Source organism: Syntrophomonas sp. UBA5494, from assembly GCF_002426325.1.
This window is the reverse complement of sequence record NZ_DIPG01000118.1, coordinates 1-218: the sequence shown is the minus strand read 5'-3', so window position 1 is coordinate 218 and position 218 is coordinate 1. Positions and strand designations below refer to the sequence as shown.

At 49.5% G+C, this 218-nt stretch carries 1 protein-coding gene; it reads right to left on the bottom strand.

Translation table 11 applies throughout. The features are described 5' to 3' along the window. On the bottom strand, nt 1-218 hold a 218-nt coding region (locus B3W37_RS12985), incomplete at both ends, for a hypothetical protein (RefSeq protein ID WP_483176085.1).

Sequence of the window (218 nt, the reverse complement as noted above, 5' to 3'; positions counted from 1 at the left end):
GGAACGTTGATCGTTCCCTGCAGTGTATATCTCAGGGCTGCCTTTTCCAGGGTAGCGGCGCCGTCTTCGTCAAAGGATATCACATATTCCGGAGCATATCCGGAGGTTTTGATCTTACCGTCATGAATGCTAAGCCCCTTTGGAGTTCCGGTGGCCATGTCATAAATATCTCCGTTGATTCCCGCTACGACTTTGTAGCCTTGATTCTCCAAAGTGCT